Below are 15468 nucleotides of genomic sequence, written 5' to 3' on the forward strand. Positions count from 1 at the left end.
GCGGCGCGCATGCGCGTTGGGATGGCTCACGCCACACGCCGAAGCGGTGCGTTCGCGGCCAGTTCGTACTGCGTGGCGCCGAGGGTGCCGTTGCGGATCAGCTCGCCCAGCGCCTTCGTCAGCGCCGGGACATCGAGGGCCAGCCGATGGCCTTCCAGCGGCCCGAGGGCCAAGGGAAGACCGGTCAGCATCCGTCGTGTCTGCAACAGCTCCAGCACGGTGTCGCGCCAGTGGTCGAGCAGTGGCAGCGGGCAGGTGTCCTGCACCAGCGTCCACAGCCGGTCGAGCCGGTGAGCGGAATCCCTGGGCAGAAGCGCCAGCGCGCTAGCGTTGGCCTTGTCTGGCTTCACGCAGCGACGATCGAACAGCCACACATTCGTCAGCGAACCGAACAGCGTTCGCCGATAGGCGCGGGTGATGCGCTTTTCCAGGTTCTCGACGTTGCCGACGAAGACCGGGATGGATGCGCCCTGCTCGGTGATGACGTGGAACTGATCCAGTCCCTGTTCATCCCGGCCGAGGGTCAGGCGGGCGAGGAACTCCTGAACGGCGGTGTCGCGCGCCCAGATCGAGAGAAAGACCAGATTGCCCTGCTCGTCACCGACGCAACCGTCGGCCATGAGGTCGGGGCATTCGTCGATGCGGTACAGCGGTTTCGCGGAAGAAGGTGCAGGCATGGTGATGTCCTCTTGGAGATGAAGGAGCAACCACAGCCCGCGGGGCCATGCTCGCCCCGGTTGGGTGAAGGAAGATGCGTACCGCTAGACAGCGCGCCCCGCGTGGAAGCGGTGAACCCGCTCGCGCCACTCGGAGCTTTGCACCGGCGCCATGTCGAGATAGTGCAGCGGGCACGAGTAGTAGTACGGATGCACGGACTCATCGAGGGACTTGTAGCCCCAATCGCCGCCCGAGCTTTCCAGCAGATGGCAGCCGATGTAGCAGACGGACTCACCGGCCGCGAGGCCCATGACGCCCGCCTGCCTGGCGGTGACGCGAACCACGGTCCACAGAACGTCGCCGTCCAGCGTGTGGTCGATGACTTCGCAGCAAGCGCGTTCGGACGCCTGCGGAGCGAGCAGCTCGCGGATCAACTGATCGCGCGTCTGACGAACGAAGGTCCAGCCCATGAGGGTCTCCTTGAAGAAAAGGCCGGAGCCCTCCCCGTCGGGGGAGAACCCCGGCGGGTGGCGGAATGCCGCGCAAGGCGGCGGATGGATCAGGCAGCTTGGAGGTGCCAGTCCTGGGACAACGGAGCGAACTCGTAGCCCAGCTTGTCGAGACGGTCGCGCTGCTGACGCAGCACACGACGATCCACGGTCGCATCGAGCTTCACGGTCTCGCCCAGGGGCCACAAGGCACCGAACAGCGCCGCGTCGTCTGCCTCGGCCGAGGCCGCAGCGGACACGGGAGCCGGTTCGCTGCCGAACGGCGTGGTATCGACCAGGGGATCGCGCGGACTGCGCGGCTTCGCCTTCGGCTTGGCCGGGGGCGATGCCGGCGCGGGCGCCTGCGCTTCCTCGTCGATCGGATCGACTTCCTGCGGACTCAGCCGGCGGGCTTCATCGCGGCTCAGGGCGTCGATGTTGGACAGCGCCATCCCGCCCAGATGGGCGCGGATCTCGATGACCATGCGGCCGTTGGCGTTGTACGTGGAGGGGCGAATCTCGACGATGACGAAATCACCGTCGTACTTGCCCTCGCGGTACTGATCGAGTTCGGCGTTCTTCACGACGAACTCGCCGATCGAGGTCGCCAGGCGGCCGACGTTGAAGTCGCCGTTCCTGCCGTGGATGGTCTTGATGGCCAGTTGGCCGGGGATGGTGATCATGAAGGTCTCCTGGGACGAAGAGAAGACAAGGCCCCGGGGATGGGGCCTTGCGGATCAGAACGACTCGGCAACGGCCAATGCGGGGGCATCGGCTGCGTCGTCGGCAGCATCGGCGACGGGCTTGGAAGGCTCCGGTGCCGAGGCTTGCTGCGCAGCGGGCGCGTCGGACGTCACAGGGACTTCCGGGTTGCGCTCGTCGGTCTCGGTCGGCTTGGGTTCGGCCTTGTAGACGAGCTTGCCGTCGACCTTGATCCAACTGACGAACAGCAGGCGGGCCTTGAGGCTCACTCCCTGCTCGCCAGTACGCTTCCCCTTGGAATAGGTGAAGGTGTCGGTCCACAGGTCGCCCAGACGGAAGCCAATCATCACTTTCTTCTCGGCGTCGACCGCCTGAATGCAGCGGCGCACGAGGTGCTGCGCCTCCGAACCCGATACACGCGTGTCGAAACGCACGTACGAGACGTCATCGCTGGGGCCGTTCAGAGCTGCGATGTCGCAAGCCAGGAACGCATCGCCTTTCTTGGGCTTCACTTCGCGGATGCGATTGAGATACCCGAGGCCAGTGATGTGCAGATCGAAGTAGGATTTTTCGGTGGAAGTAGTCATGGTGAATCTCCTGGGGAAAAATGAGGCGGAGACACACCCGACCCAAGGCGGGGAAGGTGTGGAACCCCCGCGTGGGTTGATGGAACAGCTTGGTGGCATCGCCATCGAGAACCGATGGCCGTTCGCGCATGGATGCCGGTGCGAACTCGTTCGATCAACGCGGTCGGAACCGCTTCGCAGCCTTGAAGATCGTGGCTGCCTGGGCATGTTGCTGACGGGAGTCAGCGAAACATGGCGGGAGCGTGGCACGAGGGAATCGACCGGCCGAGCGGATATCGGCATTCGCCAATGCCCGCATTGATGGGGCCTCGGTGACGATGCGCCAATGACGCGTACGGCGACTATCGCATTCTGAATCCTGCGTAGTCTGGATCCCACCCATCTAGACGTCCCGTAGGAGCAGAAGACGCAGCAGTCGGCGGGCTTCGGGCACAGGAGTGCGTGACAAGCCTCGCACTCATTGAACCATTTGCAGGCATCCGTCGGCATCCGCTCGGTCTTGGTGTGCCCCCAGGGCCGGGCAGGTCAGCGTGGAACCCGGAATCACCGCTGCCGCTCTGGAACGGGCTTCATGCGGGCGTGACCTATTGCGCCTGGGCCGCGATTTCTCCACGCGCCTGCCGCACGACGCTCCACCCCGCTGAGAGTGCCAGCGCTGCGACCACCACCGCCACCAGCAGATCCGGCCAGGCCGTACCGGTGCGCAGGACGCCGAGCGCCGCCAGCCCCACCGCCACATTGACGATGGCGTCGTTGCGGCTGCACAGCCAGACCGAGCGCAGGTTGGCGTCCCCCTCGCGATAACCGTAGAGCATCGCGGCGACGCTGACATTGGCGATCAAGGCAAGCAGAGCAATCGCTCCCATTGTGACGGGTTCGGGCGGGATGCCGGACATCGCCGCCCAGCCCGTCTTACCCAGCACGAAGAAGCCGTCGGCGCCCATGGTCAACCCTTTGATGAGGGCGGCGCAGGCGCGCCACAAAAGGCCTAGGGACAGTACCGCCAGCGACAACCCGTAGTTGGCGGCGTCTCCGGCAAAATCGACCGCGTCCGCGAGCAGGGACATTGAACCGGGGTGCAGCCCGCCGACGATTTCGTCCAGGAACATCAGGGCATTGATGGCGAGCGCCACCCACAGCGCCTTGCGGAAACGCGGACTGGCGACGGCCTTTGCCGACGAACACTCTCCGGCGCAGCAAGCGGACATGATCCCTCCTTCACAACTCGATGCCGCCATTGCAAACCATGGAGTCGCTCCAGGGTAAAGCATCTACAATGACCGGTCTGACAGGAGACACGCATGCGCATCGGTGAAATCGCTCAAACGACTGGCGTGGACGTCGAGACGATCCGCTACTACGAAAAGACGGGTTTGCTGCCGACACCGCCCCGGCTGTCGAACGGCTACCGGGATTACGGCGAGCACCATGGCGAGCGCCTGACCTTCATCCGTCATTGCCGCGCGCTCGACATGCCGCTGGCCGAGATCGGGCGCCTGCTCGATTTCGTCACCCACCCGGAGGCTGACTGCGGCGACATCAACCGGTTGATCGACGACCATCTGGCCCGCGTGCGGGCACGGCTGAACTCGCTGCACGCCCTGGAGAAACAGCTCGCAGCGCTGCGTGCGCGCTGCAAGATCGGACACGTGGCCGCCGACTGCGGCATCCTGCACGAGTTGGTGGCGGCCGCTCACGGTGAGGCCTGCGCGTGCCATGCCGCCAACCGCGGGGAAGCACGATGATGCCGCTGCTCAAGACCGCCGTCCTGTTCGCGATCACCGCGGTCGCGGAGATCCTGGGCTGCTACCTGCCGTGGCTCGTGTTGAAGCAGGGGCGTCCGCTGTGGCTGCTCTTGCCCGCCGCGGTCTCGCTCGCCCTCTTCGCCTGGTTGCTGACCTTGCATCCGTTCGCCGCAGGGCGCACCTATGCGGCCTACGGCGGCGTCTATGTCGCCATGGCGCTGGGCTGGCTTTGGGCAGTGGATGGCGTCGCGCCGACGCGCTGGGACGCGATCGGCGCGGGCGTGGCCTTGGTCGGCATGGCGATCATCGCGCTGCAGCCAAGGAGCATCTGAACGGAGTTAGGCGACTTGCGGATGCGCGTCATGGCGTCGCCACCGCCCGAGAGGTTCCCGATTCGTACTCGACTCACGAAACCCGCGCCGTTGCTGACCCACATGCAAAGAGCGCTCATCGCATGTTCGAATGTCCGCAAACGGCACAAACTCCGAACGGCCCATCCAGGCCGGCCCCCCGAGCCGGGCCTGAAGGCGGTCGAGGGACGGATTCTCCTTGCGGCAGGGCACGCACCAAGTGGCCCACAGGTTGAGCAGCACCACCCGACCGCGAAAATCGGCCATTGCGCGCGGCTTCCCGCTCCCGTCCTGAAAGCGGATCTCGGGCAGCGGCCGCGAACCGCCACCGCCGTCGCCCGCCCCGTCGCCCGCCGCAGCGCGCCCGTAACCGTAGTAGCCCGCCGCCATCACGGCGGCAACGCCGGCGGGCACGGCGAGCGCCCACACGGGTTTCATCGAAAGACGAAACGGGTTCCTCGCCGTCATGGGCATTCGTTCCGGATGAAGACCGAGATCTCTTCGGGTGCCGCGAACACCACCTGGGCGCGGTCGCCGCCCATGCCGGCGCCGACGATGACCGGCTCGCCCTTGCGCGGGCCATGCGCGGACGAGTCGGTCTTGAAGCGAAGGTTGAATTCCCAGAAGGGGTAGCGCGCGCCGTTGCCCAGCGTGACCCGGTAGGTGTCGCCGCAATGGCCGATCGCCTTCACCCGCTGGCCGGCTTCGACGGTCTTGAGGTCCGGCAGCGCGGGCGTCTTGAGGGCCGCCGCCTTGCCCTCGGAAACGGCTCGCAGGTAGGCGACGAGGTCGCTTCGCATCGTTGCGTCGGGCAGGCCTTGGTACGCCAACGCGTTGCCCGGGATGAAGGCGACCGGGTCGCGCAGCCAGTCCAGGGTCTGCTCGTTCCACACCGCCGTCGACTTGCGCAAGGCGTCGGAATAGCGGTGAAAGCCTTCGGCCGTGCCTGCCCGGCGGCCGTAGACGGCGGCGAGGCTGAGGCCGGTGCGATGGTCGCCGCCGACGAGCGAATGGCATCCGGCGCAGGCGCGAAAGGCCTGCGCGCCGCGATCCGGGTTGCCGGAAGCGAAGGCGATCGGCGGGATGCAGAGGGCGGCGAACGCCCCAAGAAGACGGCAAATTCTCATTCGGGTTCTCCTTGCTCGGTGCCGGGCGCCGCCGCTTGCCGCCGGCTGGCGCTCGGACCAAAGGCGTGGCAAGCGGGACATCGTCACGATTGCAACAGCAGCCTGAGGTCGTGGGCGATCGCTTCCGGCGCGGCATCCCCATTGAAGTACAGCCGCAGCAGCCCCTGCGGATCGAAGGCGAAGATCCCCGCCTGGTGGTCCACGGTATAGAAACCGGTCACGTCCGGCACTTGGCGTGCGAAGAAGAGCTTGAAGTCCTGCGACGCGCGCGCGACCTCCGCCTCGCTCCCCCGCAGGCCGATGAAGGTCGGGTGAAACGCCGGCACGAAGTGCGCGAAGGTCTCGGCCGTGTCGCGGGCCGGATCGAGCGTCACGAAGAGGCCCTGGACGCGCGTGCCGTCGTCCCCGAGCAACGCGACCACCCGCGCCATCTTCGCCAGCGTGGTGGGGCAGGCGTCGGGGCCGACGTGCAGCGGCTGACCGGCTTCTTCGGCCATGACGACGTAGACGAGGTTTCGGGCGATGCCGTGGCTGGGGCACTCCGCGTTCAGCTCGGGCGGCACGTTCTGGCCTTCCGTGATCAGCGCGAAGTCGTCGCAGAAGACGCAGGCATGGCGCTCGACCCGGCTGTCGGCGCAAAAGCGCGACCTGCTTGATGAGGATGGCCATGAGGTGCTGTGACTTGCACGAGCCTTGGCGGGCCGGGACATTATCGCGATGTTGGAGGGACGGCGCGACGGACGTCCGTGATCGGGAGCGACCGGACTGACGTCCCCTATCGACCAGCCGCCGGTACGCTTGGTCGCGATGAGACGCAGCGAAGTTCAGGCGGGCAGCGAGGTTCAGGCGGGCTGAATGCGGGTTGAGAATCGTGTTCTCACCGCTATGCATCAAGCGCCCTCTCATGATTACATTACGGTAATCCAAACGTCATTCACTGGACAGCCGCTGTGGCGCACACTGCCAACGTCAGCGAGCGACCGCGCGTAACAGCCAGTGCCGACTCGCCAATCACCGTTGGAGACCATGATGAAACCCAGGACTGCATTCGCCATCAGCACCTTCTGCACCGCCCTCGCTTTGTCCTTCGGCGCTAGCGCGGCACCTGAAACCGCAACGACCCAGCAGCCAGCCAATGCGGCCACGACTACGCCGACAACTCCGGCTCAAGGGACGCCACGGCACAGTCACATGACAGAGAAACTCGGTACACCCGCCGAACGAGCCGTGTCCGGCCACCCCGAGGCGAAGGCCGAGGAGAGGGGAGCAAGTCCGGTCAAGCGACACAATCACCAGCGGGACATGAAGTAGTACCTTGGCCAGAACTATCGTGGCCCATCAACCGAGGCAGGCACATGGCGAACGATGTATCTGCCGCCTTCTTGCCGCTGCCGCAGCTTGCCCCGACGATGCAGTGAATTTCCGATATTGCGCCCTCGTCCTGCGCAGGCGCTGGATCGTTGAATGTGATTATTATTGTGTCAGAACACCCGTCGTCGAAATCAGCCCGGGGAAGTGGCACAAGCTGGGGCATTGATCCTGTCAAACTGATTCCTCTCGGCAATGCGTCGTCCGTTGCAGTACCCGTAAAATCAAATTGGCCCGCGTAGCCTTTCGGCGCGCGGGCCAATCGATAGCCGCCACCCGGCGGCTACTCGGATTTAATTTCCGCGATGATCCCGATGAAGCGCGCTATCGAGGCGCCAGATTTCGTTACCCTTCATCATGATCTTTTGGCCGTCCTTCGCTTCCATCATGTGCCCCTCCTTCATCGGAACAACCTGACCCACTTTGTTTTCCATGGCCATTTTGCCGTCTTTGAACACATACACCGTGGAACCATCCTTCAGTTCGTACGATTTGACGACATTGCCTTGGTCGACAGCGAAGGCCGATGTGGCAATCAGGATGGAGGCAGCGGTGGTAACGAGTTTTGTCAGCATGATTTTCCCCTTGCAGGTTTTGTTGCGGTAGTGAATTTGAACAGGTACGGCGCGGCGCACAACTCGAGTTAATTCGAACTCCCCTTGTGCGCCGATCTTTCGTTGCCGGCGATCAACGGCCCCCCAGCCACATCGGGTTTACCTCGACATATACGGTCACGTCATCGACGCCGGGAATGATTTTCGACAGGGGGAAACTGCGCCCCGGGAACGCGTCAAAAGTCCAATTGACGGTCTTGCCCCCCATCCGGATGGCGACAGTCTCAAGCTGTACGACATTGAGATAGCGACTGTTGCTGTCGATTACCACCGTGCGTTCCGGAGCCCCGGTTGCCGCATAGCCGTATGGCGCAAGTTGTCGCTCAGTGGGCTGGCTGGGCGAAGCTTGGACGTGCTCAAGCCAGTGCGTTGCGCCGCCTTCGGAATAATCCTCATGCGCGAATGCGCCGGAAGCAGCTGAAATCAGCGCTGTTGCAACAATGGCGCGGGTCAATGTGCTCTTCATGGTGTTTCCCCTTGCAGTATCAGAATCATGCGCTGCCTTCGAGCGACCATGAGCACATGCTAAAGGGGAGCCGCTTACTGCATGATGTCCCGGAAATTACTTCGGTGTTAGTTTTCTGTCATCAGGACGGCATGATCGGGCAGGACATGCTGAAGAATGCCTGGTAGGGCATCGGTGAGCGCGGTCGGCATGGCAGGCGATCCGGTTGAGGTCACGCGCACCATCGAAGTGACCGTGGACGACTCCATGCACTTCATTCCTGACCACACGACCGTCAAGACTGGCGAGACCGTCTGGTTGTTCGCGAAGAACCTCGGCAAAGTGCCACATGAAAAGGTGATCGGCTGGATAACCGAGTTCACGGAGCACGCGGAATCGAACATGCTCACGCTCAAACAAAGGCAGCGCTGCGGAATCGTGTGGAAGTTCGCACAAGCGGCACGGTAGACCTTGCCTGCCTCATCCCGGGTCACATGAAAGTCGGCATGCTCGCCAACGTGACCGCAACCGAGTGATCGTATCCATGAATCCCTTACCCATGCGGCCCTCGCGGGCCGCATTTGCTGTCGCCTGACCCCATTCGCGCCTGCCGGCAGGACGAACTTCGACGGCCGCCTGTCCGACGCACCGATGCCCCCGGGGCACCCGGGGCACCCGTGTTCGATATGGTCTTTCGCCACGATCACCGCGACGCGCGACACCGCCGGATGTGCGGTCAATGGCACCCAGAAGGCGGACCGACCTGCAGCTGGCCAATTTCGCACTCTTCCGTGTAGTGCACGAAGCCGCGGCGCAGGCGCTCGGCCCACCCACTGCCGAGCCGCGCACCGGCATCCGCGAAAGCGGCCTCGATTTGGGCCGCGGTCGCCTGCAACAGATCATACGTCACGACGATCTCCGCACCGCGCACCTCCACAGCCTCGATCCCCATCAACGCGCCCACTCGTGCCCGCACGGAATCGGCCTGATACGCGTCGAGGGCCGTGTCGAGCACGAAGCGCCGGCGCTTGAGCACCGTCTGTCCGCTCTGTTTCGGAGCCGGGCGGCCGGGCAGACCGACATACAGGTGCGGGTTGGCGAGGAAGCGCTCGCGGCACTGCGCCGTACAGAAAGCGAAATGCCTGCCCAGATACTCGGCGCCGAAGCTGGTGGGATCCACCCACATTCCGCACACCACGTCCTTGATCGGTTCCTTATCTTTCAATGTAGTCTCCCAAACACACGGTTGTCGGCACCGCCGACGATAGCCTCTCGGTGAGTCTGATCCGCGATCGTGCAGTGCACGTTCATCAGCGCGAACACCGCGGCAAGCATGGCTCCAGGCGTCTCATCGCGCCATCTTCGATACGCCTCCAGGCCGTCGGAGTTCATTCGACTCGCCGCTTGCTCGCCCGGGGGCGGTGCGTCCTCCATTTCAGTTCTCTCCTTCATGGTGTTGGGCATCAGCCGCAACCGGACGCATCATGGCCTCTCACGGAGCATTTGCCCGCTACCGTCACCGTCCGGCGTCGCCTCGGGGCGCCATCTTGCGTAGATCGCCTTCAGAGCTAAGGGCGGAAGCGCGGTGGTAAGTGCGATCACGATCAGCAGGGCCGCATACGCTTCGGTGTTGAGGAGACCATTGGCCAGGCCCACTTGCGTGAAGATGAGGCCGACCTCGCCGCGTGGCACCATGGCGAGCCCGATCACCGCTTGGCGCAACCGGCTCTCCCGGATGCAGTAGCCGGCAAGGCCCTTGCCGGCGATCGCGATCAGAAGCAGGGCCAACGCTAGTTTCCACACGAACGTGGAACCCCAGTCGACTGCGCGCAAGTCCAACGACACGCCAACCATGACGAAGAAAACTGGCGTAAACACGTGAATAAGAGGGCGGAACTGGTGCTCCAGGCGTTCGGAGAGGTCCGGTGCGGCGTCCAGGGCACGGTTGAGGGTAGCGGAGAACGGGACGCGCAGGCGGTGTGCCACGTGCAGCCGAAAGCGATGCCCCATGGCAATGCCGGTGGCGAATCCGCCCAGGATCAGTGGCGCCCCGACCAGATGTGCCAGGTAGCTGAACAACATGATCAGGCTCACCACCATGGTCACGAGCAAGCCGGGCGACGCGCTCCTGCGGTCGTAGCGATCGATTACGCAGGCGACCAGCTTGGCTGTCACCGGGGCGAGCACGACAAACAGGAAAATGTACAGGCTCACCTGGCCGACCGAAGTCGGCGTGATCTCCCCGATGACCGCGAACTGGTACAGGAAGGCCAGCGCGAGCACGCCCAGGATGTCGTCCAGCACCGCCGCACCGATGATGATCTGCGCCTCGTCCGATGAGCGCCGCCGCAGGTCCGTCAGTACCCGCACCGTGATGCCGATGCTGGTCGCGGTGAGGGTGCCGCCTATGAACAGACTAGCCATGAGCGGCAGCTCATAGCCGTATCGGCTGACGCTCGCTCCGAGTGCAAAGGGGAGTGCAAATCCCGTGAGGGCGACGAGCACCGGCTTCGCGCCGGCACGGGCGAGCCGGTACACATCGGTATTCATGCCCACCTCGAACAGCAGCAGGATGATGCCGATTTCAGCCAGGATCTCCAGGGGAGTGCTCGGAGAGACCCAACCCAGCAGCGACGGCCCCAGGATCAATCCGGCCGTCAATTCGCCGATGACTGCGGGAATACCTAGCCGGCTCGCGGTTTCTGCCAGCAGTCGGGCACCGAGCAGCACCATGGCGAGCGCGAGGAAGAATTCGTGGAGTTCCACCACTCACCCGCGCCTAGGGCCGGTCGCCGTTAGTGCGATCCCGCCCGTGGCCCGCATCTGCGCACCGGCGCGAGGGCGAGAGCCAACGTCAATCGCGGCCCCCCCCTGGTTGGGCACCGTCGTGTCGTCTTGTGTGGCGGGCGCTCCCCGAACGGCCTGCCTCGCCCCGAGGAAGAACGCGCTGACCCGCAGCGTTTCAGCAAGGCGCCGACTCGCGAAGGGTCCATACCACGCAGACCGCCCCTTACCTCCGCGGCAGTCCGCACCCAGAGGGCGCAGTACCACATAGAAGCCGGCCTGCACCGTGCCGCGGGGCGAAGCGCCCAATCGGACGATCTCGCAGCGCATGGACCCCAGCAGGCGCCCGCGCACGGCCGGGCGCCTGCGCTCACCAGCTGCGGCGTCGCCGGTCCCCACGCGTCGGGTCTCACGCACACCAGCGCCGCTGGAGAAAGTTGTAGACCGGGACGTAGACGAGGCCCGCGTAGACGCCGTAGAGAAAACTCTCCACCAGCCCGATCACGAATGCAGACCAACTCAGCCACTTGAAACCGGGCAACACCTGCTCAAGGAACGCATGCATGTGCAAACTCTCGGGGGTGGCGAGCCCGTAGGCGACGCAAAACACGAAGCTAAACGCGGTTGATATCCCCAATGCCCATGTCACTACCTTCAAATTCAACATGATTGCCCCCTAGTGTCGGTGCCCGCCGGTCTGCCGCGGCCCGCTCTTGTCGTCATTCTTGCCATGCCTCCCGTGCCCGCCGCCGCAACCGCCATGTCCGAACAAATGCATGCCGACAAAAACGGCCAGGATCAACACGAAAAACCAGTTCTGGGATAGCCATTCCATTTGAGCCTCCTAATCCGCCACGCGCGGCATTCACTGACGGCGATGCCGAATCGAAGGGGGGAGATCCCGGTCGCGGGCCTCGCAGTTCTCCAAACCCTGCCGCAACCGTTCCTCCCAGCCCTCTCCGAGTCGTGCGCCGACCGCTGCCAGGCGGATCTCGATTTGGCGGGCCTCCACCTTCATCAGGTCGCAGACGAACTCGATCCGGATGCCGCGGACCTCCACCGCCCGGATGCCGGACAGCCCCTCAAGCGCCTCGGTCACGCGAGCGCCCTGCTCGGGGGACAACGGAGCAGCCAAGGACAGGCGCCGGTGCTGCAGGACTTGCAGTCCTCTCTGGCAGGGCGATCGCTGACCGCGCAGGCCGGCGTACAGATGGGGGAAAGCCAGGAACCGGTCACGGCACTCGACCGAGCAGAAGCCGTATTCGGTTCCCAGGAACACTGTGGAAATCTCGCGCGAGTGTACCTTCCTCCCACACACCGGATCCTTCACCGACGAGTTCACTGGACTAACCTCCGTCCCACCCCGAAAAAGTTCGACTGTGTGGAAACCATCTTGCGCCTGCGCACCCGACCGGTCTGTGACGCTGGCATTACATCGGCGTAAGCCGCCGAGCGCGAATGTTCCGGCGATGCGCACACCGATCCGTCCGGTCATGGCGCCCCGCCCGGTTGCCGGCTGCCGAGCGGCGGGCTGACCGCCGTAAGGGTCGCAGTGGTGGAGAAACACAACATCAGCGGGGCGCATGGATGTTGGCCCGGTCGCCGTGGTACAGATCGGTGCGCGTGAGGGGCACCGGCCACACGCCCCGCTGACGGCTGGAGGTCAGGATTTGGTAGACGCCGGTGCTGCCGGCTTCGAACTCGAGCGCGCAGGCCACCATGTACAGGTGCCAGACGCGCCAGATTGCTTCGCCGACTTCCCGCACTGCAGCGTCTCGCGCGGCTTCCAGGCGAGAGACCCAGCGCCGCAGCGTGAGCGCATAGTGGGGCCGCAGACCTTCCACATCGAGGATCTCAAAGCCCGCTCGTTCCATGCCGAGCTGGATGTTGCTCACGCAGTCAAGTTCGCCGTCGGGGAACACGTAGCGGTTGATGAACTCGGTCCCTACGGTCTTCCTCCAGCCCTCTTCATCGTGAGTGATACCGTGGTTGAGGAACAGGCCGCCGGGCCGCAGCACGCGGCGCACCGTCGCATAGTAGGCCGGCAGGTTCGCCAGTCCCACATGCTCGAACATCCCGATGCTGGCCACCTTGTCGTACACCGCCGCGCCGGCCAAGTCGCGGTAGTCGCACAACTCGACCGTCACCCGGTCCTCAAGCCCTTCGGCGCGGATGCGCCGTTTCGCGTAGTCGAGCTGGCGCTCGCTCAACGTAATGCCGTGCGCGAGGACACCGTGCTCGCGTGCGGCCCAGCACACCAGCGCGCCCCAACCGCAACCGATGTCGAGCAAGCGCTCGCCGGGTTGCAGACGGAGCTTGCGGCACGTGTGCTCTAGCTTGTTGCGCTGGGCTGAGTCCAGCGTGTCATCGGGGTGCTCGAAGTAGGCGCACGAATAGACGCGTTCGGGGTCCAGCCACAGTCCGTAGAACTCATTGGACACGTCATAGTGGAACGAAATCGCGGCGCAATCGCTGTGGCGCGTGTGGCGATGGGAGAAGCGCAGCGCCACCCGCGAGGCGAAGCCGCGATGAGGTCCGGAGTGCGCATCGGCGGGCGCCGGCAAGCGCAGCGCGTCGCGCAATAGCACGATCCGATCGCGCCACGACAGGGAGATCGACTCGAAATGGCGCTTCAGCCCGAGCGCGCCGTACAGGTCGCCCTCGACGTCCAAAGCTCCACGGACGTAGGCATCGGCCAGAAGGAGCGGGTTTCCCTCGATCACCAGCCGGCGCAGCACCGCCGGGTCGCGCAGCACGAGCGTGAATGGGGCTGGGCGTTCATCGGGCGCGCACAGCGTATCGTCCCATAGGCGCAGTGCCGGCGCCGGCTCCAATCCATGCAGCAGGCGCCGGATGATCCGAATTGCCGGCAAAAAGTCGGGGACGGCAGCACGCGTGGTGCCGGGGGGCGCACTCATCGAAAGGTCTCCCTCACGTTTTCCTTTCGCCCTTTGTTCCGTGACACGCGTGCCGCATTGGCGCGAACGGGCATACCGATCCACGCTGCCCCGCCCACAAGTGCGGCGGCGATCACCCACAGCCCGTTCGCATTGAGCGCTGCGAACAGCGCTCCGCCGGCGAGCGATCCCAAGCCCTGACCCAGGCTGCCAGCGCCGGTGAGCGCGCCCAGAAGCGTGCCGCTCGCGCCCGCATCGTTCAAGGTCGCGAGATAGGCGATCGCCGGTTGCAGAAAGGCCCCGCCAGCGCCGATCAAAGCCACGGCGAGCGCCGCGCCGGCGAGCGAACCTGCTTGCCCGAGAAATGCGATGCCGGCGGCCAAGACGAGAAACCCCGCAGCGAGGAACGGGCCGTGCGCCACCCGATGCAGAATCGGGGCGAGGAACAGGCCACTCTGGACGGCGAGCATGACCACCATGCACAGCGCGAGCAGGGCGCCAAGCGTCGGCGGGTCGAGCGATAGCGCCGTCGGTGCGAGAACAGGCAGCATGGCCTCGAATGCGCCGAGGCCGAACAGGACGAGGAAGCTCGCGAACAGTACCGGCGATGCCTGGCGCCAGACGATCCGGGGTGGGCGCAGTTTAGGATCCGCGCTGCCCACGGCAGGGTCTCCGATCCCGCCGAGGGCAACGCCCATGGCGACCGCCAGGGCACACCCCGCCGCGGTCGCGAGTGGCAGGCCCACGACGGCCAGCGTCATCTCGCTCACATCCCCCATGCGCTCCATGGCGGCGTAGACGAAGCCGCTCGCGGCAGGCCCTGCAAGCAGGCCGAGCAGCGTCGCTATCGATGCGCCGGCAAAGAGCCGTGCCCGGACGCGGGGGTCAGGCACCTTTCCGATCGAGGTGGTAACGACCGGCAATACCGCACCGCCCGCCACCCCCGCCAGGATGCGGCAGCCGTACGCGCTGGCTAGTGAGCCCGCCATCGCGAAGGCGACGAGCGCGACGGCGTAGCCGCACAGCCCGAACAGCAGGAGGCGGTGACCGCCGATCCGGTCCGACACGGCACCCCAGAGGGGCGCTGTCACGAACAGTCCGAGCATGTAGCTGCCCAGCAGGGCGCCGGTATGCCAAGCCACGGCAGTGGGCGTGGCTACGCCAGCCACGTCGCCGAGCATCGTTGGCAGCAGCGGGAGGATCGCCCCGTAGCCGAGCGCGATGACAAAGTTCGCGCCGGCGAGCAGGCAGAAGGCACGCCGGGTCATCTCGTGGCCTGGCGCGCTCAGCATCCCCGCCGCCGGCGCGGCCGATCGGCCTGCACCAGCGGAGCCGCGGCGCCCGCGTACTTTTGAGGTTCGGCCTCGAAGCGCTGGCGCGTGTCGTCCGACTCGAAGTAATAGGCGCGCCCGCCGAAGACCGCGGTAAGCGCACGGTCAGTGCGAACCGGATTGCCGCTTACCGGGTCGAGTGCCGCCCCCGCCACGGTGGGCGCGTCCCCTGATGGCGCGGGCTGCGTCGCCCCATCATGCCCTTCACGCGTATTGCCCTGCGATCGCCCATGGCGGCCACCCATGCTGCGGCCATGCAGACCACCACGTCGCATGAAGAACCACAGGCCCGCTACCACGACGAATACCCAGATCCAGTTCCCGGTCAGCCAATCCATGTCGAATACTCCTCGAAAACCTGGCGACGCGACGC

The 15468-nt window shown here is 65.2% G+C and carries 22 protein-coding genes and 1 pseudogene; 3 read left to right on the plus strand and 20 right to left on the minus strand.

Annotated features, from left to right (window positions below; genetic code table 11):
* Nucleotides 1-26: 26 nt before the first annotated feature.
* From IWH25_RS04385 to IWH25_RS04405, 6 genes and pseudogenes are all read right to left on the minus strand, one after another.
* Nucleotides 27-677, minus strand: coding sequence for a hypothetical protein (locus IWH25_RS04385; protein ID WP_003141029.1), 651 nt, complete (start codon nucleotides 675-677; stop codon nucleotides 27-29).
* Between the two features lie 84 nt (nucleotides 678-761).
* The gene (locus tag IWH25_RS04390) at nucleotides 762-1127 is read right to left on the minus strand and encodes a hypothetical protein (RefSeq protein ID WP_203388141.1); all 366 of its coding nucleotides are present in this window, start codon (nucleotides 1125-1127) and stop codon (nucleotides 762-764) included.
* Between the two features lie 89 nt (nucleotides 1128-1216).
* Nucleotides 1217-1828, minus strand: a complete 612-nt coding sequence (locus IWH25_RS04395) for a DUF3275 family protein (RefSeq protein ID WP_203388142.1) — start codon at nucleotides 1826-1828, stop codon at nucleotides 1217-1219.
* Between the two features lie 54 nt (nucleotides 1829-1882).
* Nucleotides 1883-2434, minus strand: a complete 552-nt coding sequence (locus IWH25_RS04400) for an STY4534 family ICE replication protein (RefSeq protein WP_203388143.1) — start codon at nucleotides 2432-2434, stop codon at nucleotides 1883-1885.
* Nucleotides 2435-2878: 444 nt separating this feature from the next.
* Nucleotides 2879-2923 (minus strand): annotated as a pseudogene (locus IWH25_RS19350) (hypothetical protein); the annotation flags it as partial.
* A 95-nt stretch (nucleotides 2924-3018) separates the two neighbouring features.
* On the minus strand, nucleotides 3019-3642 hold the full coding sequence (locus IWH25_RS04405) for a cation efflux transmembrane domain-containing protein (protein ID WP_203388144.1): 624 nt from the start codon (nucleotides 3640-3642) through the stop codon (nucleotides 3019-3021).
* A 93-nt stretch (nucleotides 3643-3735) separates the two neighbouring features.
* On the opposite strand from IWH25_RS04405, the gene cadR reads away from it, so the two are divergent.
* Nucleotides 3736-4179: a Cd(II)/Pb(II)-responsive transcriptional regulator gene (cadR, locus tag IWH25_RS04410; RefSeq protein WP_203388145.1), complete on the plus strand. Its 444-nt coding sequence runs from the start codon at nucleotides 3736-3738 to the stop codon at nucleotides 4177-4179.
* Nucleotides 4176-4511 carry a YnfA family protein gene (locus IWH25_RS04415; protein WP_203388146.1) on the plus strand — a complete coding sequence of 112 codons (336 nt, stop codon included), beginning with the start codon at nucleotides 4176-4178 and terminating at the stop codon, nucleotides 4509-4511. The genes cadR and IWH25_RS04415 overlap by 4 nt, the downstream gene beginning before the upstream one ends.
* A 6-nt stretch (nucleotides 4512-4517) precedes the next feature.
* On the opposite strand, the gene IWH25_RS04420 is transcribed toward IWH25_RS04415, so the two are convergent.
* The 5 genes from IWH25_RS04420 to IWH25_RS04440 all read right to left on the minus strand — a co-directional run bounded on the left by IWH25_RS04420 (nucleotide 4518) and on the right by IWH25_RS04440 (nucleotide 8104).
* Complete coding sequence (locus IWH25_RS04420) at nucleotides 4518-4997, minus strand: TlpA family protein disulfide reductase (protein ID WP_238999000.1); 480 nt, start codon at nucleotides 4995-4997, stop codon at nucleotides 4518-4520.
* Nucleotides 4994-5737, minus strand: coding sequence for a c-type cytochrome (locus IWH25_RS04425; protein WP_238999063.1), 744 nt, complete (start codon nucleotides 5735-5737; stop codon nucleotides 4994-4996). The genes IWH25_RS04420 and IWH25_RS04425 overlap by 4 nt, the downstream gene beginning before the upstream one ends.
* Before the next feature lie 2 nt (nucleotides 5738-5739).
* Nucleotides 5740-6366, minus strand: a complete 627-nt coding sequence (locus tag IWH25_RS19270) for an SCO family protein (RefSeq protein ID WP_203388147.1) — start codon at nucleotides 6364-6366, stop codon at nucleotides 5740-5742.
* A 951-nt stretch (nucleotides 6367-7317) separates the two neighbouring features.
* Nucleotides 7318-7599 (minus strand): periplasmic Cu(I)/Cu(II)-binding protein CopK, encoded by a 282-nt coding sequence (copK, locus tag IWH25_RS04435; RefSeq protein ID WP_203388148.1) that lies wholly within the window; start codon nucleotides 7597-7599, stop codon nucleotides 7318-7320.
* A gap of 112 nt (nucleotides 7600-7711) precedes the next feature.
* Nucleotides 7712-8104 (minus strand): CzcE family metal-binding protein, encoded by a 393-nt coding sequence (locus tag IWH25_RS04440; protein WP_203388149.1) that lies wholly within the window; start codon nucleotides 8102-8104, stop codon nucleotides 7712-7714.
* 174 nt (nucleotides 8105-8278) lie between these two features.
* Between IWH25_RS04440 and IWH25_RS04445 the strand changes: the two genes are divergently transcribed.
* Nucleotides 8279-8551: a cupredoxin domain-containing protein gene (locus tag IWH25_RS04445; RefSeq protein WP_203388150.1), complete on the plus strand. Its 273-nt coding sequence runs from the start codon at nucleotides 8279-8281 to the stop codon at nucleotides 8549-8551.
* A 268-nt stretch (nucleotides 8552-8819) separates the two neighbouring features.
* On the opposite strand, the gene IWH25_RS04450 is transcribed toward IWH25_RS04445, so the two are convergent.
* The 9 genes from IWH25_RS04450 to IWH25_RS04490 form a co-directional block, all read right to left on the minus strand.
* Complete coding sequence (locus tag IWH25_RS04450) at nucleotides 8820-9308, minus strand: YHS domain-containing protein (protein ID WP_203388151.1); 489 nt, start codon at nucleotides 9306-9308, stop codon at nucleotides 8820-8822.
* A complete protein-coding gene (locus IWH25_RS04455) occupies nucleotides 9305-9517 on the minus strand; it encodes a hypothetical protein (protein WP_203388152.1) in 213 nt (70 codons plus the stop codon). Before IWH25_RS04455 ends, IWH25_RS04450 begins: the two co-directional genes overlap by 4 nt.
* A 48-nt stretch (nucleotides 9518-9565) precedes the next feature.
* Entirely contained in the window at nucleotides 9566-10849 is a 1284-nt protein-coding gene (locus IWH25_RS04460; protein WP_203388153.1) for a cation:proton antiporter, read from the minus strand.
* 427 nt (nucleotides 10850-11276) lie between these two features.
* On the minus strand, nucleotides 11277-11534 hold the full coding sequence (locus tag IWH25_RS04465; RefSeq protein WP_203388154.1) for a DUF5676 family membrane protein: 258 nt from the start codon (nucleotides 11532-11534) through the stop codon (nucleotides 11277-11279).
* A gap of 9 nt (nucleotides 11535-11543) precedes the next feature.
* Nucleotides 11544-11702, minus strand: a complete 159-nt coding sequence (locus tag IWH25_RS04470; RefSeq protein WP_203388155.1) for a DUF2933 domain-containing protein — start codon at nucleotides 11700-11702, stop codon at nucleotides 11544-11546.
* A gap of 30 nt (nucleotides 11703-11732) precedes the next feature.
* The gene (locus tag IWH25_RS04475) at nucleotides 11733-12362 is read right to left on the minus strand and encodes a YHS domain-containing protein (protein ID WP_203388156.1); all 630 of its coding nucleotides are present in this window, start codon (nucleotides 12360-12362) and stop codon (nucleotides 11733-11735) included.
* A gap of 76 nt (nucleotides 12363-12438) precedes the next feature.
* Nucleotides 12439-13785, minus strand: coding sequence for an SAM-dependent methyltransferase (locus IWH25_RS04480; RefSeq protein ID WP_203388157.1), 1347 nt, complete (start codon nucleotides 13783-13785; stop codon nucleotides 12439-12441).
* The gene (locus IWH25_RS04485; RefSeq protein WP_203388158.1) at nucleotides 13782-15032 is read right to left on the minus strand and encodes an MFS transporter; all 1251 of its coding nucleotides are present in this window, start codon (nucleotides 15030-15032) and stop codon (nucleotides 13782-13784) included. The genes IWH25_RS04480 and IWH25_RS04485 overlap by 4 nt, the downstream gene beginning before the upstream one ends.
* 17 nt (nucleotides 15033-15049) lie before the next feature.
* Nucleotides 15050-15433 (minus strand): YHS domain-containing protein, encoded by a 384-nt coding sequence (locus tag IWH25_RS04490; RefSeq protein ID WP_203388159.1) that lies wholly within the window; start codon nucleotides 15431-15433, stop codon nucleotides 15050-15052.
* Nucleotides 15434-15468 lie beyond the last annotated feature (35 nt).

The sequence above is a fragment of the Azospira restricta genome, assembly GCF_016858125.1.
In the GTDB taxonomy this organism is placed as follows: domain Bacteria; phylum Pseudomonadota; class Gammaproteobacteria; order Burkholderiales; family Rhodocyclaceae; genus Proximibacter; species Proximibacter restrictus.